Source organism: Vreelandella maris, assembly GCF_013371085.1.
Taxonomy (GTDB): Bacteria; Pseudomonadota; Gammaproteobacteria; order Pseudomonadales; family Halomonadaceae; genus Vreelandella; species Vreelandella maris.
In genome coordinates, this window is sequence record NZ_JABWCV010000008.1 from 52,214 (window position 1) to 73,083 (window position 20,870).

A 20,870-nucleotide genomic window follows, 5' to 3' on the forward strand; every position below is an offset into this window, starting at 1 on the left:
TGAGCAATTTCTTTGAGAAAGCTAAACACAGTATTCTACGCTGAACAGACGACTCACTTGAAGGAGCGACCATAGTGCCCAGCGTATCTAGCCTGAAAAATCTTGATTTGACGCTGTTAGCTCAGCGCCTAGGGCGGCTTTGTCAGCAGTTGAAGGTGGAAGTGACCGCCGCTGAATCCTGCACGGGCGGTGGTATCGCCAGTGCGATTACCAGCACGGCGGGTAGCTCTGCTTACTTTACAACTGGCTATGTGACCTATGCGAACGCGGCTAAGACCCGCCTGCTCGGCGTGCCAGACGCTATACTGGCAGAACACGGGGCGGTGAGCGAAGAAGTAGTGAAAGCGATGGTGCAAGGCGCCTGCCGGGAAAGCGGTGCGGGCTTGGGCGTTGCCGTTAGTGGGGTGGCCGGGCCGGATGGTGGTAGTGCTGAAAAGCCGGTGGGTACCGTTTGGATCGCCTGGGGTGATACTGCCAAGCAGCAAGCCGAGTGTTTCCTCTTCCCTGGGGATCGCCAAGCAGTGCGCGAGCAGGCAGTGCGTCAGGCGCTGGCAGGGCTGGTGGCACGCCTGGATGCACAGGTGAAGACAGGCAAGCAGGAGTAGGGAAGGAAAATAGTTAAGAGAAAGCGTGATCAAGGATTTGTTTACGGCACAATCTTTGGCATACTACTGGGTAATTATACAGCTTGTTATGAGGAATCTCTGAATGGCTCAGGATGACAACCGCACTAAAGCGCTAAACGCTGCACTCACCCAAATCGACCGTCAGTTCGGCAAGGGCACCGTCATGCGTCTAGGCGACGCACCGCGTGTGGTCATGCCGTCGGTTTCCACGGGTTCTCTGGGGCTGGATATCGCGCTCGGCATCGGCGGTCTGCCGTTTGGTCGTGTTTGCGAAATCTTTGGCCCGGAATCATCGGGTAAAACGACGCTGACCCTTTCGGTGATTGCTCAAGCGCAAAAGCAGGGCAAAATATGCGCCTTCGTTGATGCCGAGCACGCGCTTGACCCCAGCTACGCAGAAAAATTGGGCGTTAACCTGGATGATCTGCTGGTTTCCCAGCCGGATACCGGTGAGCAGGCGCTGGAAATTACCGACATGCTGGTACGCTCCGGCGGTGTTGATGTCATCGTTATCGACTCGGTCGCTGCGTTGACCCCGCGCGCTGAAATCGAAGGCGAAATGGGCGACTCTCACGTTGGTCTCCAGGCGCGTTTGATGTCTCAGGCGCTACGTAAAATCACCGGTAATATCAAAAACGCCAACTGCTTAGTGATCTTCATCAACCAGATCCGCATGAAGATTGGCGTGATGTTTGGTTCACCCGAAACCACTACTGGCGGTAACGCGCTTAAGTTCTACGCCAGCGTGCGTCTGGATATTCGCCGCACCGGCTCGGTGAAAGTGGGCGATGAAGTCACCGGTAACGAAACCCGCGTGAAAGTAGTCAAAAATAAGGTGGCACCGCCATTCCGTCAGGCTGAATTCCAAATCCTTTACGGCAAGGGTATCTACCACGCTGGCGAGGTTATTGACCTGGGTGTGCAGTGCAACCTAGTCGATAAAGCCGGTGCTTGGTACAGCTATAAAGGCAAGAAAATCGGCCAGGGTAAAGCAAACTCCGCGCTTTACCTGGAAGAGCATCCAGACATTATGATCGAAATCGAAACGCAAATTCGTGAGCAGCTCTTGGCCAAGCCTGATCCTAAAAAGGAGAAGGAAGATGCATCTGCCGAAGCAGCGGCTGAAGTGGATGCCAACGATGACGATCTGCTCTAAGTCTGTTCTAACCGAGACAATCTAATGGCCTTTATGTCTCAGCGCGATGCCACGCCCCGTGACATCGCGATTGGCTTACTGGCTCGGCGCGAATACTCTCGCGCCGAATTAGCCCAGCGCTTGAAGAAAAAAGCCTTCGACGATACCGCTATTGACGAGTGTTTAGACGCTCTGGCCGAGCAAGACCTGCAATCTGATGCTCGTTTTGCAGCTAGTTTCGTACGTTCGCGCATTCTGCGCGGCCAGGGTGTTATTCGTATTAAAGGTGAATTGCGCCAACGCGGCGTCGACCAGGAAACCCTTAACGCTGCTTTTGAAGAGGTGGAGGAGGGGGAGCAGATTGACTGGTTCGAGCTAGCCAGGGAAACACTGACGCGGCGCTTTGATAGCCCCGGCGAAACACCTAAAGAGCGCGCTCGACGCGAGCGCTTTCTGGCTAGTCGTGGCTTCGATTTTGAGCAAATCCGCTATGCGCTTTCCTGTCTGTAATACATTTTCTCTATCTCTGTAATACTTTTCCCCTGCCTATAAAACGCCTGCTCTTACTTTTCTAATAGCGCTCTCATACGCTTTTCTAGCTATTTGTTTGCCTCTCTGCCACTAAGTGCGGCTTTAGTCGTTTGACAACTGCGCTATAATGGCCTCTTTGCGACCCCTGAGGGTAGCGTCGACAGCGCCCTGGGACACCACGCTTTCTTGTTACGGATACCCTATGAAAAGCGCAGAAATTAGACAGGCCTTTCTCACCTTCTTTGAAGAGCAGGGGCATACGATTGTACCCACCAGCTCTTTAGTGCCGGGTAATGACCCGACGCTGCTGTTCACCAATGCCGGCATGGTGCCTTTCAAAGATGTATTTCTGGGTCGCGACCCACGCCCCTACGTGCGTGCAACATCTGCGCAGCGCTGCGTACGCGCAGGCGGTAAGCATAATGATTTAGACAATGTCGGCTATACCGCACGTCACCACACGTTTTTTGAAATGTTAGGTAACTTCAGTTTTGGCGACTACTTCAAGCACGACGCCATACGCTTTGCCTGGGTATTTCTGACCGAAACGCTGGGTCTGCCTAAAGAGAAACTGTGGGTAACGGTACATGTTAGCGATGACGAAGCTGAGCGTATCTGGAAAGACGAGATCGGTGTTGACCCCGAGCGCTTTTCCAAATTAGACGAAGATAACTTCTGGCAGATGGGCGACACCGGTCCTTGTGGCCCGAGTTCGGAAATCTTTTTTGACCACGGTCCAGAGGTATGGGGCGGCCCTCCCGGTAGCCCGGAAGAAGATGGCGACCGCTACATCGAAATCTGGAACCTGGTGTTCATGCAGTTTGATCGTGATAGCCAAGGAACGCTCAACCCGCTACCCAAGCCCTCTATCGATACCGGTATGGGCTTGGAGCGCGTAGCTGCCGTCATGCAGGGCGTGCATTCCAACTACGAAATTGATCTGTTCCAGAGCCTGCTACAGGCGGCGGCTAAAGCGACCGGGCACCCTGATACCACTACACCTTCGCTGCGCGTGATTGCCGACCACATCCGCTCTTGTGCCTTCCTGATTGCCGACGGTGTACTGCCTTCTAACGAAGGGCGTGGCTATGTATTGCGTCGCATCATTCGCCGCGCGATCCGACATGGTCACAAGCTGGGTGCCGTAGAGCCGTTCTTCCACAAGCTGGTGGACGCGCTGGATGCCGAAATGGGTGATGCGTATCCAGAGCTTCGCGAAGCGAATGACCAGATCACTCGGGTACTGTTGAAAGAAGAAGAGCAGTTTGCTCGCACCCTGGACCATGGCATGGGGCTGTTGAATGCAGCCTTAGCCGAGCTGGATGGCAAGGTGCTGCCGGGTGAAACAGTGTTTAAGCTTTACGACACCTACGGCTTTCCTTTTGATCTCACCGCTGATGTGTGCCGCGAACGCGGCGTCACTCTCGATGAAGAGGGCTTTCAGCAGGCCTTAGAGGCCCAACGCGAGCGTGCCCGGGCGGCTAGCCAGTTCGGCGCTGATTACAGCGCCTCTATTGAACTTGACGGTGAGACCGCTTTTACTGGCTATGACCGCCTGGAGGATCAAGCCAAGGTAACGGCACTGGTCGACAGCGAAGGCAATGCGCTGGCTGCGCTGGAAGCGGGGCAGAAGGGCGTTGTGGTGCTAGATCGCACGCCATTTTACGGTGAGTCCGGCGGCCAGGTGGGCGATACCGGCTACCTGTATGTCGACGGCGGTCGTTTCCAGGTAACGGATACCCAAAAGCAGAGCGGGCATCACTTACACCAGGGCATTATGGTGGAAGGTTCGCTGAGTGTCGGTGCTAGCGTACGCGGCGAAGTGGATGCCAGCCTGCGTACCGCCACGATCCGTAACCACTCGGCGACTCACTTGTTGCACAAAGCGCTGCGTATGGTACTAGGCGATCACGTGCAGCAAAAAGGCTCGCTGGTTAATGCTGAGCGGCTGCGCTTCGACTTTAGCCATTTTGAGCCGATGACTGCCGAGCAGTTGGCGGAAGTCGAACGGTTGGTCAATGAGCAGATACTGGCTAATGCGCCGACTAAAACCGAGCAAATGAGCCTGGATCAAGCCAAAGCCAAAGGGGCGGCGGCGCTGTTTGAGGCCAAATACGCCGAGAATGTGCGGGTACTGACGATTGGTGCCGATGACTTCTCTATCGAGTTGTGCGGTGGTACCCACGTGGCACGCAGTGGCGATATCGGCTGCTGTCATGTGATGAGTGAAGTGGGCATTGCCTCCGGTGTACGTCGTATCGAAGCGATTACCGGCGAAAACGCACTTGCTTACTTCCGCGAGCAGGAAGCTCGCCTTGAGCGCTTGGGGGAACGTTTGAAGACCAAACCTGAGCAAGTTGAAGCGCGGGTAGAGTCTCTGGTTGAGCGCAATCGTAGCTTAGAAAAAGAGCTTGAGCAGCTTAAAGCCAAGCTCGCCAGTGCTGCGGGTAGTGACATGCTGAGTCAGGTGCAAGAGGTCAACGGCGTTAAACTGTTAGCGACACAGTTGGAAGGTGTCTCTGGCAAAGACCTGCGCGGTATTCTTGACCAACTTAAGAATAAGCTCAGTTCCGGGGTCATTATCCTTGGGGTTGCCGACCAGGCGGCGGGCAAAGTCAGCCTGATTGCTGGGGTAACCCAAGATTTGACCGGCCGAGTGAAAGCCGGTGAGCTGGTTAACCATGTTGCCTCTCAAGTGGGAGGTAAAGGTGGTGGCCGCGCGGATATGGCTCAGGCAGGAGGTAGCCAGCCCGATGCCCTGCCGGATGCGTTGAAGAGCGTACCGGCATGGTTGGAAAACGCACTTAGCTAAACCAAAAGGCCGGTGGCATGATTGTCACCGGCCTTATTTATTTAGGAGATCTCTGATTAACTATTGCGCTTGTTCATACGACGTTGAAATTAGCTTCAAAATGCTCATTTACTTTATGTAAACTCCGCTTTTTCATCTAATTTCGCCTTGTCTGAACTGCGCTCATTACGTTAATCAAAGACTCCTAGTGATAAATGTAACTTCACCCTCCATTCCCGAACGCATAGGAAAAACGGCATATGGCACTATACGTACAGAAGTTCGGCGGCACTTCGGTGGGCTCTGTCGAGCGTATCAAGGCCGTAGCGGAAAAGGTTAAGGGCTTCCGCGATCAAGGCCATCAGGTGGTGGTTGTGGTCTCGGCCATGAGCGGCGAAACCAACCGCCTCACGGACATGGCTCAGGCACTTAATGACGATCCCGCACCGCGCGAGATGGATATGCTGCTGTCGACCGGCGAGCAGGTGACGATCTCCCTACTCGCCATGGCGCTGCAGCAAATTGGCGTGCAAGCCACTTCACACACTGGCGCCCAGGTAGGTATCCATACGGACAGCGCCTATACCAAGGCGCGTATCCAGCGCATCGAAACCGACGATCTAAAAGCTGACCTGGAAGCAGGGCAGGTAGTGGTCGTGGCTGGTTTCCAAGGGGTCGATGAGGACGGCAACATCACGACCCTGGGTCGTGGTGGCTCTGACACCACGGGTGTAGCTCTGGCCGCCGCACTTGGCGCCGATGAGTGCCAGATCTACACCGATGTTGACGGGGTGTATACCACCGACCCGCGTGTATGTTCCAAAGCGCAGCGCTTAGAGAGCATTACCGTGGAAGAGATGCTGGAGCTGGCTAGTCTCGGCTCTAAAGTACTGCAGATCCGCGCGGTAGAGTTTGCCGGTAAATACAACGTGCCCCTGCGGGTGCTGTCGAGCTTTCAAGACGGCCCCGGTACCCTAATTGTTGCAGAAGCAGACAAAGACGAGGACGCTATGGAAGAACCACTGATCTCCGGTATCGCCTTTACCAAGAATGAAGCCAAACTGACCTTGCTCAACACGCCGGATGTGCCAGGCGTCGCTTCTCGTATTCTTGGCCCGATTGCCGATGCCAATATCGAAGTCGATATGATCGTACAGAACGTTGCCCCGGCTGGTGACTATACCGACTTCACCTTTACGGTTGCCAAAGGCGATTACAAAGCAACCAAGAAACTGCTTGAAGAGACGGTGATCCCGGATTTAGGTGGTGGTGAACTGCGTGGTGATGACAATATCGCCAAAGTCTCCTTGGTAGGTGTGGGAATGCGCTCTCACGCAGGGGTGGCATCAAAAATGTTCCGCGTGCTGGCTGATGAGAACGTCAATATTCGTATGGTCTCCACCTCTGAGATTAAAATCTCTGTCGTGATTGATGAGAAGCATATGGAGCTTGCCGTCAATGCGTTACACAAAGCCTTCGGTTTAGATAAGACAGATATCGAATCTGAATAACATTAATGCCTTAAATCTTCTACGCTGAAGGGGTACTTGCTGCCATGTGGTGGTGAGCTTTCTTTCAACGGGAGGTTGAGGTGTCATGGAGCCGGAGCCGTTGGTGACAGGCAGCACTATGCCGCATAATGGCCTAGTGTTGCCTCGGTCTGACATATCCCGTTGCATAAAACGTCTGAAAAGGAGATCAGCCATGCTCATCCTAACTCGCCGTGTTGGCGAAACCTTGATGATCGGTGATGAAATCACTGTCACCGTACTAGGTGTGAAAGGCAATCAAGTGCGTATTGGTGTTAATGCGCCTAAAGATGTTGCGGTTCACCGGGAAGAGATTTATCAGCGCATTCAGCGTGAAAGAAATAGCGAAAACGAAGTGGAATAAGACTTGCGGGTTTGCATAATGACGCGATGCTTAAGACGTAAGCTGATAGGTAAGATATGGTCGGCGCGAAAAAAATCGGCAGAGGACTAGACACAAGATCCCTAAATCGGTAATATTCGCGCCGTGCCGTTGAGGAGAGGTGGCCGAGTGGCTGAAGGCGCTCCCCTGCTAAGGGAGTATAGGGTTTATAGCCCTATCGAGGGTTCGAATCCCTCTCTCTCCGCCAATAGCATGACCATTAAGTACTTTTAATAAGTACTGCACTGAAAAGTACATGGTCACAAGGTATGCGCCCGTAGCTCAGCTGGATAGAGTACCTGACTACGAATCAGGGGGTCGGAGGTTCGAATCCTCCCGGGCGCGCCACCTACTTAGTGACAGCATTAGTATAGATTAGTTTTAACATTACGCGCCCGTAGCTCAGCTGGATAGAGTACCTGACTACGAATCAGGGGGTCGGAGGTTCGAATCCTCCCGGGCGCGCCAGATTTCAAAACCCGCTCTCTTATCGAGAGCGGGTTTTCTGTTTCCAGTCTGCCTGCTTGTTTCTAACCTGACTGACTATTTTCCAGCCTGACCGGTATATAAGCTCGCGCTCCGGTCTTGCGATCGTGTGTAGCGCCCCCGCTTTGCGGTAGGGCGCTTTTTTTTGGCTATAAACTGATGAGGCGTTGCAGAAAGGAGTGCTAAGCCAGGGCGGCGTGCTGCTCGTCAACCACAAGGCTATCGAGCAGGAGATCCAGTTCGGTAATGCGCTTCACCCGCTGAAAGTTCTGCTCGGCTTTGGCGCTGCCTTGGCGCATTTGGGCAAGCCACTGTTTTACCAAAGAGACGACAACGCGGTCAGGCAGTTGTTGGCGCTGTAGGGCGGCGTACTCCTTGAGTACATTGGCGCGCATTGCCCAGCTGCTTTCGGGCAACCGCTCACCGGTTTGAAGCCAATGGCGAATGCGTGGGGCGAGCCAAGGGTCCGCGAGGGCACTGCGCCCTAACATCACATCGCGACAGCCTGAAAGCGTGCGCGCTTTCCAGTAATCTTCCAGCGTCCAGATGTCGCCATTGGCGACCACCGGAATGCTTACGTTGCGACGAATCTTGCCGATCCACTCCCAGTGCGCCGGTGGGCGGTAGCCTTCATCGCGGGTGCGCGCATGCACCACTAGCTGTGCTGCGCCACCTGCTTCAGTGGCTTGAGCGCAGGCAACCGCTAAGCGGCGATTAGCGAAGCCCAGGCGAATCTTGGCGGTCACTGGGATTTCCCCGTCTAAAGCATCGTGAACGGCTTTAACCGCTTGGAAGACGCGATCGGGCTGGCGTAAGAGCGAAGCGCCGCCATCGTGGCGATTAACCAGTTTGGCTGGGCAGCCGAAATTAAGGTCAACGCTGACTGCGCCAAGCTTGAGCGCCTGCTGTGCATTCGCCGCTAGAGCAGCAGGATCAGAGCCCAGTAGCTGTAAATGCACAGGAATGCCGCTCGGCGTTGCTACCGGCGGTTGCGCAAGTTCCGGGCAATGCTTATAAAACACTCTTGGCGGTAGGCGTGCATCGACCACGCGGACAAATTCGGTAACCGTCCAGTCGAAACCCGCATGACGGGTCAGCAGATCTCGGGTCAGTGCATCAATCACCCCTTCCATCGGGGCTAGGCCGATTCTGCCGTTTTGTAGTAAATTAACAACCATGTCTTCCACTATCGCGCCATTGCATTCTATTCTGGGTGTGGCAGGTTAGTGTATTCCCCTCACTGCGCCAAGCGCCTTTATCGGTATTGGCGTAATGATGCGCGTATGAACTATTTAAAAATGGTACACAAAGACGGTACTTAGAGACACGCTACTTAGAGATATAGGAGAGCGCCTTATGCAGAATCAAGAACTCTTACAAGATGGGTTGGCGTTGATGGCGCTGGGTATGGGCGTGGTGTTTGTTTTTCTTACCCTTTTAGTTATCAGCGTCACACTGATGTCGAAGCTTATTGGGCGGTTTCAACCCGTTCCGGTACCTGTTGAAGCGGGCAGAAAATCGCCGCCGCCGCCAGCCGCTTCCACTGAGAAAGATGAGATCATGGCGGTGATCAGTGCTGCAGTGCATCGATACCGTTCAACACGGCGTCGCTAACTTTCTCGTTTTTTTCATTTCAGCCCTCTTTTGGCTATTTTTTTGTTATTTTTACTACAAACTTATAACTCTCTACGGTGAGCCAAGACCATGAACGAAACAAAACGCCCACTAGGCATTACCGATGTCGTGCTGCGCGATGCCCATCAATCGCTGTTTGCCACGCGTATGCGCTTGGACGATATGCTGCCGATTGCTGAAAAGCTTGATCGCGTTGGCTATTGGTCGCTGGAAACCTGGGGTGGGGCGACCTATGACGCCTGTATCCGCTATTTGGGCGAAGACCCGTGGGAGCGTATTCGTGCCCTGAAAGAGGCCATGCCCAATACGCCCCAGGCGATGTTACTACGTGGTCAAAACCTGCTGGGCTACCGCCACTACGCCGATGACGTGGTCGATAAATTTGTCGAACGGGCGAAAACCAACGGTGTTGATGTCTTCCGGGTCTTTGACGCCATGAATGATCCGCGTAATTTGGAGCGCGCCATTCAGGCGGTGCGTAACGTAGAAGGCCATGCCCAAGGCACCATCTCTTATACCGTGAGCCCGGTACATACCCTGGATAGCTGGGTCGATCTCGCCAAAACCATTGCCGGTTTGGGCGCAGATTCATTGGCTATCAAGGATATGGCGGGGCTGCTGACGCCCTACACGGCGTTCGACTTGGTGACGCGGCTCAAGAAAGAGCTGTCGATTCCAGTGCATTTGCACTGTCACGCGACCACCGGCCTTTCCACCTCCACCATTTTGAAAGCGGTGGAGGCGGGCATTGATAACGTTGATACCTCAATCTCTTCCATGTCGATGACCTACGGTCACAGCCCGACCGAATCTGTCGTGGCGATGCTCAAAGACACCGGCCGCGATACCGGGTTGGATCTTGAGCTGCTGGAAGATATTGCCGGTTACTTCCGCGAAGTGCGCAAGAAGTACGCCGCCTTTGAAGGCTCGCTGCGCGGTATTGATTCGCGCATTCTGATTGCTCAGGTGCCCGGTGGCATGCTGACCAATATGGAAGGCCAGCTCAAAGAGCAGGGCGCGGGCGATAAGCTGGACGATGTGCTGAACGAGATTCCTCGCGTACGCGAAGACCTTGGCTTTATCCCGCTGGTAACGCCCACGTCGCAAATCGTCGGCACTCAGGCGGTAATGAACGTGATGATGGGCGAGCGCTATAAGTCGATCTCCAAGGAAGTTCAGGCGCTGCTTAAAGGTGAATATGGTGCTGCACCAGCGCCCTTCAACGCTGAATTGCAAAAACGCGTGTTGGAAGGCGGCGAGCCAATTACCTGCCGCCCGGCGGATAACCTCTCACCTGAAATGGATAGATTGGCCGCCGAGCTGAAAGAGAAAGCCAGCGCTGAAGGTATCCGCTTGGCCGAAGGCAAGCGCGAAGTCGATGACGTGCTGACCTTCGCGCTATTCCCACAGATTGGTTTGAAGTTCCTTAAGAATCGTGACAATCCCGACGCCTTTGAGCCCGCTCCCCAGGCGGCTGAGGCGAGTGCTGCCAATGCCCCTGCTAAGGCTAAGGCTGAAAGTAAACCACCAGTAGCTGCCAGTGGCCCAGAAACCTACACGGTTAAGCTCAACGGCAAATCCTTTGTGGTCGAGGTTTCTGAAGGCGGTGAACTGGGCGAGGTGCAAGAGCAAACGGCAGCCAGTACTACTGCACCCAAAGAGGAAGCTCCGGCCCCCAGCGGTGAAAGCATCGATGCGCCGCTGGCGGGCAATATCTTCAAGGTCAATGTACGCCCCGGTGAGCAAGTCGCGGAAGGTGATGTGGTCATCATTCTTGAAGCGATGAAAATGGAAACCGAAGTGCGTGCCAGCAGCGCAGGCACTGTGTCTAAGGTGAACGTCAGCGAGGGCGACAGCGTAGCCGTAGGCGATACGTTGATCGAGCTCTAAGGGCCCAGTAATGGATAAATTAGTCACGTTATGGGAAGGGTCCGGGCTCTATAACCTTGAGCTTGGTCAGGCGGTCATGATTCTGGTGGGTCTATTGCTGCTCTACCTTGCCATTTATAAGAAGTTTGAGCCGTTGCTGCTGGTGCCGATTGGCTTTGGTGGCATTCTGGCCAATATCCCTGAAGCCGGGCTAGCCATTTCTGCGCTCGACCAAGCGATTGAGGTGGCCAAGCCGGCGGTGCTACAGCAAATGGCGGCAGCGCTGGGTGCGTCCCTTGACCCACTGGCGAACGCTGAAGCTTGGCGGGAGTCGCTGCAAATGATGGCACACGATGGCGTCGCACCCGACCAACTGCGTGCTGCGCGAGACATCGCCGTGGGCGTTGGCTACAGCGACGGCATGCTTTATAACTTCTATAAAGTCGCAATCGGCTCGGGTATCGCCCCGCTGATTATCTTTATGGGCGTTGGGGCAATGACCGATTTTGGCCCGTTGCTGGCGAACCCGCGCACGCTGTTTTTAGGTGCGGCTGCCCAGTTTGGGATCTTTGCCACGCTGTTTGGCGCTGTGGTGCTTACCTCGATGGGCGTGATGGACTTCTCGCTTAATCAGGCAGCCGCCATTGGTATTATTGGTGGCGCTGACGGCCCAACGTCTATTTACGTTTCTAGCGTGCTGGCACCTGAACTATTGGGGGCGATTGCCGTGGCCGCCTACGCTTATATGGCGTTGGTGCCGCTGATTCAGCCGCCGATCATGCGTCTGCTGACTACCGAGAAAGAGCGGCAAATTAAGATGACTCAGCTGCGGCCGGTCTCCAAGCTGGAAAAAGTGGTCTTCCCACTGATGCTGTTGATTCTGGTCGCGCTGTTTCTACCCGATGCTGCCCCGCTACTCGGCATGTTCTGCTTCGGTAACTTGATGCGCGAGTGCGGTGTGGTCGAGCGTTTATCGGATACTGCGCAGAACTCCCTGATCAATATTGTGACCATTATTCTGGGGTTGTCCGTCGGCTCCAAATTAATGGCCGATAGCTTCCTGACGTTTGAAACGTTAGGCATTCTCGGGCTGGGCATTGTGGCCTTTGGAATAGGCACCGCCGCGGGCGTATTGATGGCAAAGCTGATGAATTTAGTCAGCAAAATGCCCATCAATCCGTTAATTGGTGCTGCGGGTGTTTCTGCGGTGCCGATGGCGGCACGGGTTGCCAACAAAGTGGGCCTGGAAGCAAACCCGCATAACTTCCTGTTGATGCATGCCATGGGCCCCAACGTCGCAGGGGTTATTGGGTCGGCAGTCGCGGCTGGGGTAATGATTAAATACCTGGGTTAACGCAAAAAGAGTGAGACTACGAGCGCGGCGTACTGACAGGTTCAGTATGTCGCGTTTTTTTTGAAGGGCTTTTTTGAAGTGCTGTTTCGAAGGGCTATCTAGCTAGCGAGTGAGAATATCGATAGCGCTCTTCAAGCGGTTTTCTAGCGGGGAAAGGTCAAATGGGTTGTCCCGTGGCCAACCAATGGTCAGACGAACACCGTCGCCATCGTAATCCGCTTGCTCAATGGGAATAGCCTGCTCTTCGCACCAGGCGCGGGCAATCGCTTCGTTGGCAAAACCGAGCCGCAGGGTATAAAGATCGCGCTCGACCACTTCCCGGGTAGGTAGCGTCTCCAAAGCATGGCTAACCGCCTGGGCGTAAGCGCGGGCCAAGCCGCCGGTACCGAGCTTCGTGCCGCCAAAATAGCGGATCACCACGCAACCGATTTGACCTAATTGGCTGCCCTGCAGAACTTGATACATTGGGCGACCTGCGGTGCCGCCAGGTTCGCCATCATCAGAGAAGCCAATCAAATTTTGCTCGCCGGGTGGGCCAGCAATATAGGCCGTGCAGTGATGGCTCGCATTGGGATGCTCGGCTTTAGCCGCCGCCAGCATGCGAGTGAATGCATCAATATCTGAGGCGTGGCAGGTCCAGGTAATAAAGTGACTCTTTTCGACTTCGATGTCGGTTGTCTGCCAAGACGAAAGAGGGAGTTCCGGCACCCGGTAGCGCATTAATGCTCCGTGATAGTAGGCTTGTTTTGCAGGCCAGCTCTTGGATGAGATTCAACACCCATCACCATGCCGAGCACCTGAATATCACGGTTATGCAAAAAAAGCGCTGGCTGCAACGTATCCTCAGGCCATAGCTCTACGCCAAAGCGGCTGATCGAAAGTTGCTTTAAGACGATTTTTTGCTGGTTGATTTCGGCAACGGCGGTTTCTGTTTGGGCATCATGCTGATAACGCCGAATAATAATGACATCGCCATCGAACAAGTTGCAATCACGCATTGCGTTACCACGCACTTTAAGCGCATAGGTATTGCGACGGGTAATGCTAGGCGTTGGCGCATAGGTACGCGGAACCGAGCGTAAGTGGTTAGGCTTAACGGTAGGTACTGCCATCGATATGGTCATTGAGAAATCTCCATTGCATGTTCTTTCATACAGTGGTTTTCAGTATAGACCTGTTTTTGCATACAGTGCTAGCAGTAATTGGTCTTACGCCATATTGATTGAGGTCATGCTGCGACCCAGCGCCGCATAGAGTGAGTGGCGAGAAACGGGCTTTCCGTGTAGAGTTCGACGCGAAATCAATGTGCCTGGAGAGACTCTTGAGCCTGTGTCTACAAGCCCGACAGCTGTCCTGCGAACGTGATGATCGCTCACTGTTTAAGGGGCTGGATCTCGATATTCGCAGCGGTGAAATCGTGCGAATTGAAGGGCCTAATGGCAGTGGTAAAACTAGCCTGCTTAAAATTCTCTCCGGGCAACTGAGCGACTATGAAGGCGAGCTGTTCTGGAATGGCGCTGCGATGCAGAGTGTCCGTGAACATTTTCTCGCTAATTTGCTCTATTTAGGACATGCCCCCGGCATCAAGTCGGGGCTATCCCCCTTAGAAAATTTAGCGTGGTATCAGGCGCTGAGTGGCGAGAGAAGTGGAGGACAGGGCAGCGGGGCGCATGAAGGCGAGGAGCAGCGCCTGGATGCCCTTGAACAGGTTGGCCTGGCAGGCTTTGAAGACGTGCCCGCCGGTCAACTTTCGGCAGGCCAGCAGCGCCGCGTGGCGCTGGCGCGATTGACGCTGACACCCCGCGCGCTGTGGGTGCTAGACGAGCCCTTCACCGCCATAGATCGCCACGGCGTTGCAGCCCTTGAAAGGCAACTGATTAGACATGCTCAAGCGGGCGGCTGCGTGCTAGTAACGACACACCACGAGCTAGCCGCGTCATCGCTGTTAAGACGCATAGCGCTGGGGTAGAGGAGACCGGATTGCAGGAAACAGGGTTGCAGGAAACAGGGCTGCACAGCTCTTCAGATAGCTCTCTAAACGGATCAGATTCCGTCATGGATGCCCCTTCAGTGCCACTGCTTGAGCATCAGGGCGGCCTGATGATCGCGGTGAAGGCCACGTTGGTGCGTGATTTGACGCTGCTGCTGAGACGTCGCGGTGAAGTGCTCAATCCGCTGGTGTTTTTTGCTCTGGTGATCACCCTGTTTCCGATCGCTATTTCACCCGACCCGGAGCTGTTGGCGACGATTGCGCCAGGGTTGCTATGGGTGGCGGCACTGCTAGCCGCGCTGCTGTCACTAGATAGCCTGTTTCGCAGCGACTACGACGACGGCAGCCTTGAGCAGCTGTTACTCGCCCCACAGCCGCTGGCTGCATTAAGCGTGGCGAAAGTGGCCGTACATTGGCTGCTGACCGGGCTGCCGTTAGCACTTATGGCGCCACTGCTGGGCATTATGCTCGCACTGCCTGCGGGTAGTTACGCGGTGTTGGCGTTGTCGCTGGCGTTGGGCACGGCGAGCTTAAGCTTGATTGGTGCCATTGGTGCAGCGTTAACCGTCGGCTTGGCGCGGGGCGGCGTACTTCTCTCGCTACTAGTGCTGCCGCTGTATATTCCGGTACTCATTTTTGGCGCAGGTGCGGTCCAGGCGGCTATTTTGGGCGACGGTGTCTCTGCGCACTTGGCTATCTTAGGCGCGCTGCTGGCGGCCTCACTTATGTTAGCGCCGTGGGCGATTGCCGCATCGCTGCGTATCAGTATTAACGGTTAAGGACAGGACACGCTATGTGGGCCTTTATACACAAACTGGGATCACCCAAGTGGTTCTATGGCATTAGCGCCAAATTACAGCCCTGGTTTTGGGCCGCAGCGGTGCTGTTATTGGTCACTGGCTCGCTGTGGGGGCTGGCGTTTGCGCCTGCGGATTATCAGCAGGGCAACAGCTTCCGGATCATTTATGTTCACGTGCCGGCGGCCTTTTTAGCTCAATCGATTTTTATCTCCATGGCAGTATCTGGGCTGGTGTTTATGGTCTGGAAAATTAAAGTCGCCGATATGGCGGCGGCAGTCATGGCACCGCTGGGCGCTGCGATGACCTTTGTCGCGCTATTTTCCGGTGCGGTATGGGGTGTGCCGACCTGGGGCACCTGGTGGATGTGGGATGCCCGACTTACCTCCATGCTGATTTTGCTCTTTCTCTATTTAGGCGTGATTGCCCTGCGCGGTGCGTTTACCAGCCGCGATAGTGCCTCACGGGCAGCCTCGGTGCTGGCCATGGTGGGCGTCATCAACATTCCCATCATTAAATACTCGGTGGATTGGTGGTACACCCTGCACCAGCCAGCCTCGTTTACATTAACCTCGCGCCCAACGATGCCCACCGAAATGTGGCTGCCGCTGGTCATTATGGTGCTGGGTTTCTACAGCTTTTTTATTGCCTTGACGCTGATGCGCACGCGCAGCGAGATACTACGCCGAGAGTCGAGCAAGCGCTGGGTACAGGATCTCGTTAACGGCCGGGTAGTGAATGCACAGGCAGAGGAGACGCGCTAATGGCATTTGCCTCATTTTCCGAATTTCTCGCCATGGGTGGCCATGCGCCTTACGTATGGTCTGCCTGGGGGGTAACGGCGCTACTGCTGATTGCCACCGTTTGGCATGCGCGCGTTGAACAGCGTCAGTTATTGAATGGCATAAAGCGTCGGGCACGGCGCGCAAATAGCTTGAGAGGGAACGCCCAATGACCCCTAAACGTAAACAGAAACTCTTCGTCATTTTGGGTTTGGTGTCGTTAACCGCGATTGCTGTCGGGCTAACGCTGTATGCGCTACGTGCCAACATTAATCTGTTTTTTAGCCCGGTGCAGATCGCTCAGGGCGATGCGCCAATGGAACGTCAGATTCGCGCGGGTGGCATGGTGAAAGAGGGCTCGGTGTCCCGTGATCCCGATAGCCTGGACGTAGAGTTTACCGTGACCGATTACGTCGATGACCTAGAGGTGTACTACAGCGGCATCCTTCCCGATCTGTTCCGCGAAGGCCAAGGTGTAGTGGTGGTCGGGGAGCTTCAAACCGATGGCCGTTTGTATGCCGATAAAGTGCTGGCGCGTCATGATGAAAACTACATGCCGCCTGAAGTAGCGCAGGCACTTGAAGAGGCGGGCTATTCGCCGGCTGATTATCAGGCCAAGGCTGCCGAAGTGGGTAAGCGGCTTGATGAAGAGGGCGTCCCCCAAGCAAGCGAGTATTAACCCCTATCGTTTAACCGACTTGCCCTACCGCCAGTGCTAATTCGGAGCGCACATGCTGATTAAAATGATTCCTGAAATTGGCCACTTCGCCCTCATCATCGCGCTGTTGATGGCGATGGTGCAGGCAGTGATGCCCCTGGCCGGTGCAGCGACCCGCCGCCCACTGTGGATGGCGTATGGTCAGCCCATGGCGGCCGGGCAGTTTCTGTTTATTGCCATCGCCTACGCCTGTTTGACCGCGAGCTATATGCTGGATGACTTTAGCGTGGCGAACGTAGCGAATAACTCCAATTCGCTGCTGCCTTGGTACTACAAATTCAGCGCGGTGTGGGGCAACCATGAGGGCTCTGTCCTGCTATGGAGCCTAATGCTGGCAGGCTGGGGCTTTGCGGCGAGCCTGTTCACCGGCAACTTGCCGCGGGATATGGTCGCTCGGGTGATGGGCGTAATGGGCATGGTGTGTGTCGGCTTCTTACTGTTCATCCTGATCACCTCTAATCCTTTTGAACGCTTGCTGCCCGACATGCCTCAAGACGGTGCCGACCTCAACCCGCTGCTACAAGACTTCGGGCTAGTGGTGCATCCGCCGATGCTTTACATGGGCTATGTGGGTTTTTCCGTGGTCTTTGCCTTTGCGATTGCTGCTCTCATGGGAGGGCGCCTAGACGCCGCTTGGACGCGCTGGGCACGTCCCTGGACGAATCTGGCCTGGGCGTTTTTAACCGTGGGGATCGCCCTGGGCAGTTGGTGGGCCTATTACGAGCTTGGCTGGGGCGGCTGGTGGTTCTGGGATCCGGTCGAAAACGCGTCGCTGCTGCCCTGGTTAACGGGGACTGCGCTGGTGCACTCGCTGGCGGTGACCGAAAAGCGCGGCTCGTTTAAGAGTTGGACCGTGCTATTGGCGATTTCGACCTTTTCGCTGTCGCTGATGGGAACCTTCCTGGTGCGTTCCGGCGTGCTCACCTCGGTACATGCGTTTGCCAACGACCCGGCCCGTGGCTTCTTTATCCTGATGCTGCTGGCGATTACGGTGACGCTCTCGCTGCTGGTATTTGCGCTGCGAGCCCCACGAGTTAGCCACAAAGTGGGCTTTAACTGGCTCTCTCGGGATGCGCTGCTGCTGGTCAATAATATCTTTCTGGTCATCATGACGGTCACCGTTTTACTTGGCACCGTCTACCCGCTGATTCTTGACTCACTGGGGCTGGGTAAAATCAGCGTGGGCCCGCCTTACTTCAATGCGCTGTTTGTACCGCTCACCGTGATGATGTGCATCTTTATGGGACTAGGCTCGGTAACGCGCTGGAAGGGGATGGCGGTGCGCGACCTAGTCCGTAAGCTCTGGTTGGCGGGCGTTGCTGCGCTGGTGTTGGGCATACTGATGCCGCTGCTGTATCGCGGTGAGTGGAATCTGTTTGTCTCTTTGGGGATCGTCTCTGCGCTATGGATTGTGCTGCCGATGGTGCGCGATGTATTCGATAAAACCCGTCACGCCAGCTCGTTCATCGCCGGGTTACGCAAACTCTCACTCTCTTACTGGGGCATGGTGTTAGGACACATTGGTGTGGCGGTCACGATTGTGGGTGTTGCGGTGGTTTCCAACTACAACATCGAGCGCAACGTGCGCATGTCGCCGGGCACCACGGTCGAAGTGGCGGGTTATCAGTTCACCATGACGGAGTTAGCCGAGCGTCGCGGGCCAAACTTTTTGGCAGACACCACGATCCTTCAGGTACAGCGTGGCGACACCGGTAGCAGTTTCACCATGCGTCCTGAAAAACGCCTTTATCTCGCGACCGGTATGCCGATGACCCAGGTGGCTCTGCGGCCGGGGCTATTCCGTGACCTGTATGTGGCCATGGGCGAAGACCTTGGTGACGGCAGTTGGGCGATGCGTGTCCAATACAAACCGTTTGTGCGCTGGCTATGGCTGGGTGCCCTGTTTATGGCATTTGGCGGCGTGCTGGCAGTGCTCGACAAACGCTATCGTCGCGCCGCAGTCACCCGTGAAATGCCCCAGGCCGCCACTAAAGCCGATTCATCGCAGGAGGCCACTGTATGAAGCGTCGGTTACTGCTATTACTGCTGCCGGTTTGCTTTTTAGGCTTGGCGCTGTTCTTTTTCCAGGGCCTGTCGCTGGATCCTTCCCAGCGCGATTCCGCGCTGATGGCGCGAGAGTTCCCGGCCTTTGAAGCCACCACGCTGCGCGATAAAAATCGGCGCGTGGATCAATCGCTACTTCAGGGCGACGTCACTCTGGTTAACGTATGGGGTGAGTGGTGCCCCGCGTGCAAGCAGGAGATGCCCCAACTGCTGGAGCTGGCCGACCAGGACATTCGGATGGTTGGGGTTAACTACCGGGATACCCGCGAGAAAGGCATGGAGTTTCTCAGCGAATTTGGCGATCCGTTTGAAGTGAATATTTTTGATCCAGAAGGCGAGCTGGGTTTTGACCTTGGCGTTTACGGCGCGCCGGAAACCTTTCTGGTCGATGCCGACGGCGTTATTCGCTATCACCATAAGGGCTATGTATCGCCGCAAGACGTCCGCGAACGAATCCTGCCGGAGGTGGAAAAATGGCGCTAATGCGAACCATGGCAGCGCTACTACTGCTGGTCATAGCGTTTGGTGCAGCAGCGGGGGGGATCGAACTGCGCGAATTTGACGACCCGGTCATGGAAAAACGCTATCACGATTTAACCGCCTCCATGCGCTGCCCGTTGTGTGAAAACCAAGCCATAAACGATTCCGATGCCCCTATCTCGGGGGACATGCGCGAGCGGGTTTACCAACTGCTGCAAGAGGGGCAGTCGGACATCGAAATCGTCAATCATATGGTCCAGCGGTTTGGCGAATATATTCTCTATAACCCGCGTTTAGAGAGTCGCACCTATCTGCTTTGGGGGCTGCCGATTGCGTTGGTGCTGCTAGGCGCTCTGGTGGTTGTGTTAATGATTCGTGCTCGCCGAAATGCCTCTGCTAAAGCGCTGAGCGCCGAAGAGCGCCAGCGTATAGATGCGCTGATTAACCGTAAGAGGTCTTCATGACGCTGCTCTGGATTGCGATTGCCGTTTTACTGCTCCCCGCGCTGTGGCTGCTGGTAGCGCCGCTAAGAAACGCGCATCGTTTACATGATCAACAACACGCATTTGAAACCAATGACACCTCTGCCGAGCAGAATGTGGCGATTTTTAAGCGTCGTTTAACGTCATTAGAAGCGGCGCGAGAGCGTGGCGACATTGACGCCGATCGCTTTGAAGAAGATCGGTTAGAGCTTGAGCGCAGCCTGCTGGAAGACACCGCCGTGCGCGCGCGCCAGCCGCTCAAGCCAGCAGGAGCGGGACGCCTTATGGTGCCTATCGTTATGGTGGCCGTGGTAGTGGTCAGCGTGCTTTGGTATCAGCAGCAGGGCGCCGAGGGCGACCTCGTGTTACTCGCCGTACAGCAAGAAGTACAGAATGACCCCGAAGGCTCGCTGAGCATGTATATCGAGCGCATGGAAGAGCAGGCCGAGCGTCAGCCGGATAACCCAAACGTATGGAGCGCGCTGTTTCCAGTCTATCGCGAAACCGGGCAGATGCCCCAGGCCGTCGATGCGCTTGAACGCTTGATTGAGATTGAGGGCCGCATTCCACCGCTGCTTGCTCAACTAGCGCAAATTCGTTTCTTTATGGCCGAGCGCGAACTCACCGATGAAGTACAGGCCCTGGTCGATGAAACCCTGGCACAAGACCCGCGCCAACCCACCGTGTTGGGTTTGCTAGGGGTTAATGCTTTTGATAATGGTGATTACGAGCAGGCGATTGATCACTGGCGTCGGGCGATTGCCAACATCGAAGATCCCAATACGGTTACCTCACTACGCGAAGGCATTCGCGTAGCTCAGGAGCGCCTGGGTATCGAGCCTGAACAAACCACCGCCGAGAGCAGTGGCATTCGCGTGCGGGTCTCGCTGGATGAAGCCCTCGCTGAACGCGTTGACGGCGATGACACGGTGTTCATTACCGCGCGTGATTTGGAAGGTGAACTGCCACCGCTGGCCGTGGTACAGGCACAAGTGTCTGAACTGCCCATGACCGTCGTCTTAGATAATAGCGTCGCCATGTCGCCACAAGCGCAAATCTCCCAGGTACGGCAGGCACGTTTAGTGGTGCGCGTTTCGCCCTCTGGTCAAGCCATGCCCCAGCCGGGGGATCTATTTGGTGATCTTGAGAGCGTCAGCGTCGGGCCAATCTCAGATGATGAAGCCGCTGAGGTGGTGATTAACCGTGTCTTTGAATAACC

Annotated in this window: 21 protein-coding genes and 3 tRNA genes; 21 read left to right on the forward strand and 3 right to left on the reverse strand. The window is 55.3% G+C overall.

Going from position 1 to position 20,870, the window contains the following annotated elements:
* The first annotated feature begins 71 nt into the window (after positions 1-71).
* From HUO07_RS08650 to HUO07_RS08690, 9 genes are all read left to right on the forward strand, one after another.
* Complete coding sequence (locus tag HUO07_RS08650) at positions 72-605, forward strand: nicotinamide-nucleotide amidohydrolase family protein (protein WP_176303350.1); 534 nt, start codon at positions 72-74, stop codon at positions 603-605.
* Positions 606-708: 103 nt separating this feature from the next.
* Positions 709-1,782: a recombinase RecA gene (gene recA, locus HUO07_RS08655; RefSeq protein ID WP_176303242.1), complete on the forward strand. Its 1,074-nt coding sequence runs from the start codon at positions 709-711 to the stop codon at positions 1,780-1,782.
* A gap of 24 nt (positions 1,783-1,806) precedes the next feature.
* A complete protein-coding gene (locus HUO07_RS08660; protein ID WP_176303243.1) occupies positions 1,807-2,271 on the forward strand; it encodes a regulatory protein RecX in 465 nt (154 codons plus the stop codon).
* A gap of 223 nt (positions 2,272-2,494) precedes the next feature.
* Positions 2,495-5,104, forward strand: coding sequence for an alanine--tRNA ligase (gene alaS / locus HUO07_RS08665; RefSeq protein ID WP_176303244.1), 2,610 nt, complete (start codon positions 2,495-2,497; stop codon positions 5,102-5,104).
* Between the two features lie 239 nt (positions 5,105-5,343).
* Positions 5,344-6,594 carry an aspartate kinase gene (locus HUO07_RS08670; protein ID WP_176303245.1) on the forward strand — a complete coding sequence of 417 codons (1,251 nt, stop codon included), beginning with the start codon at positions 5,344-5,346 and terminating at the stop codon, positions 6,592-6,594.
* Positions 6,595-6,787: 193 nt separating this feature from the next.
* Positions 6,788-6,976, forward strand: a complete 189-nt coding sequence (gene csrA, locus HUO07_RS08675) for a carbon storage regulator CsrA (RefSeq protein ID WP_007111501.1) — start codon at positions 6,788-6,790, stop codon at positions 6,974-6,976.
* 133 nt (positions 6,977-7,109) lie between these two features.
* Positions 7,110-7,202 (forward strand) — tRNA-Ser (locus HUO07_RS08680).
* 63 nt (positions 7,203-7,265) lie between these two features.
* Positions 7,266-7,342: transfer RNA gene (locus HUO07_RS08685), tRNA-Arg, on the forward strand.
* A 43-nt stretch (positions 7,343-7,385) separates the two neighbouring features.
* Positions 7,386-7,462 (forward strand) — tRNA-Arg (locus HUO07_RS08690).
* A gap of 200 nt (positions 7,463-7,662) precedes the next feature.
* Here the strand turns inward: HUO07_RS08690 and HUO07_RS08695 are convergent.
* Positions 7,663-8,658, reverse strand: a complete 996-nt coding sequence (locus tag HUO07_RS08695; protein ID WP_246286608.1) for a tRNA dihydrouridine synthase — start codon at positions 8,656-8,658, stop codon at positions 7,663-7,665.
* A 178-nt stretch (positions 8,659-8,836) separates the two neighbouring features.
* Here HUO07_RS08695 and HUO07_RS08700 point away from each other — a divergent pair, with 178 nt between their 5' ends.
* The 3 genes from HUO07_RS08700 (at position 8,837) to HUO07_RS08710 (ending at position 12,338) form a co-directional block, all read left to right on the forward strand.
* Positions 8,837-9,094, forward strand: a complete 258-nt coding sequence (locus HUO07_RS08700) for an OadG family protein (RefSeq protein ID WP_101147916.1) — start codon at positions 8,837-8,839, stop codon at positions 9,092-9,094.
* A 90-nt stretch (positions 9,095-9,184) separates the two neighbouring features.
* A complete protein-coding gene (oadA, locus tag HUO07_RS08705) occupies positions 9,185-11,005 on the forward strand; it encodes a sodium-extruding oxaloacetate decarboxylase subunit alpha (RefSeq protein WP_176303246.1) in 1,821 nt (606 codons plus the stop codon).
* A gap of 10 nt (positions 11,006-11,015) precedes the next feature.
* A complete protein-coding gene (locus HUO07_RS08710; RefSeq protein ID WP_176303247.1) occupies positions 11,016-12,338 on the forward strand; it encodes a sodium ion-translocating decarboxylase subunit beta in 1,323 nt (440 codons plus the stop codon).
* A gap of 102 nt (positions 12,339-12,440) precedes the next feature.
* Here HUO07_RS08710 and HUO07_RS08715 read toward each other — a convergent pair whose 3' ends face one another.
* On the reverse strand, positions 12,441-13,058 hold the full coding sequence (locus tag HUO07_RS08715) for an IMPACT family protein (protein WP_176303248.1): 618 nt from the start codon (positions 13,056-13,058) through the stop codon (positions 12,441-12,443).
* Positions 13,058-13,462, reverse strand: a complete 405-nt coding sequence (locus HUO07_RS08720; protein WP_176303249.1) for a LexA family protein — start codon at positions 13,460-13,462, stop codon at positions 13,058-13,060. Before HUO07_RS08720 ends, HUO07_RS08715 begins: the two co-directional genes overlap by 1 nt.
* Before the next feature lie 197 nt (positions 13,463-13,659).
* Here HUO07_RS08720 and ccmA point away from each other — a divergent pair, with 197 nt between their 5' ends.
* The 9 genes from ccmA to ccmI all read left to right on the forward strand — a co-directional run bounded on the left by ccmA (position 13,660) and on the right by ccmI (position 20,868).
* Entirely contained in the window at positions 13,660-14,307 is a 648-nt protein-coding gene (gene ccmA / locus HUO07_RS08725) for a cytochrome c biogenesis heme-transporting ATPase CcmA (protein WP_176303250.1), read from the forward strand.
* 86 nt (positions 14,308-14,393) lie between these two features.
* Positions 14,394-15,107 carry a heme exporter protein CcmB gene (gene ccmB / locus HUO07_RS08730; RefSeq protein WP_008957503.1) on the forward strand — a complete coding sequence of 238 codons (714 nt, stop codon included), beginning with the start codon at positions 14,394-14,396 and terminating at the stop codon, positions 15,105-15,107.
* A 14-nt stretch (positions 15,108-15,121) separates the two neighbouring features.
* Positions 15,122-15,889, forward strand: coding sequence for a heme ABC transporter permease (locus tag HUO07_RS08735; RefSeq protein ID WP_176303251.1), 768 nt, complete (start codon positions 15,122-15,124; stop codon positions 15,887-15,889).
* Positions 15,889-16,080, forward strand: a complete 192-nt coding sequence (gene ccmD, locus HUO07_RS08740; RefSeq protein ID WP_176303252.1) for a heme exporter protein CcmD — start codon at positions 15,889-15,891, stop codon at positions 16,078-16,080. The genes HUO07_RS08735 and ccmD overlap by 1 nt, the downstream gene beginning before the upstream one ends.
* Positions 16,077-16,586: a cytochrome c maturation protein CcmE gene (ccmE, locus tag HUO07_RS08745; RefSeq protein ID WP_176303253.1), complete on the forward strand. Its 510-nt coding sequence runs from the start codon at positions 16,077-16,079 to the stop codon at positions 16,584-16,586. Before ccmD ends, ccmE begins: the two co-directional genes overlap by 4 nt.
* 52 nt (positions 16,587-16,638) lie before the next feature.
* A complete protein-coding gene (locus tag HUO07_RS08750) occupies positions 16,639-18,648 on the forward strand; it encodes a heme lyase CcmF/NrfE family subunit (protein WP_281362643.1) in 2,010 nt (669 codons plus the stop codon).
* Positions 18,645-19,172: a DsbE family thiol:disulfide interchange protein gene (locus HUO07_RS08755; RefSeq protein ID WP_176303254.1), complete on the forward strand. Its 528-nt coding sequence runs from the start codon at positions 18,645-18,647 to the stop codon at positions 19,170-19,172. Before HUO07_RS08750 ends, HUO07_RS08755 begins: the two co-directional genes overlap by 4 nt.
* On the forward strand, positions 19,163-19,633 hold the full coding sequence (locus tag HUO07_RS08760) for a cytochrome c-type biogenesis protein (RefSeq protein WP_176303255.1): 471 nt from the start codon (positions 19,163-19,165) through the stop codon (positions 19,631-19,633). Before HUO07_RS08755 ends, HUO07_RS08760 begins: the two co-directional genes overlap by 10 nt.
* The gene (ccmI, locus tag HUO07_RS08765) at positions 19,630-20,868 is read left to right on the forward strand and encodes a c-type cytochrome biogenesis protein CcmI (protein ID WP_176303256.1); all 1,239 of its coding nucleotides are present in this window, start codon (positions 19,630-19,632) and stop codon (positions 20,866-20,868) included. Before HUO07_RS08760 ends, ccmI begins: the two co-directional genes overlap by 4 nt.
* The last annotated feature ends 2 nt before the right edge of the window (positions 20,869-20,870 follow it).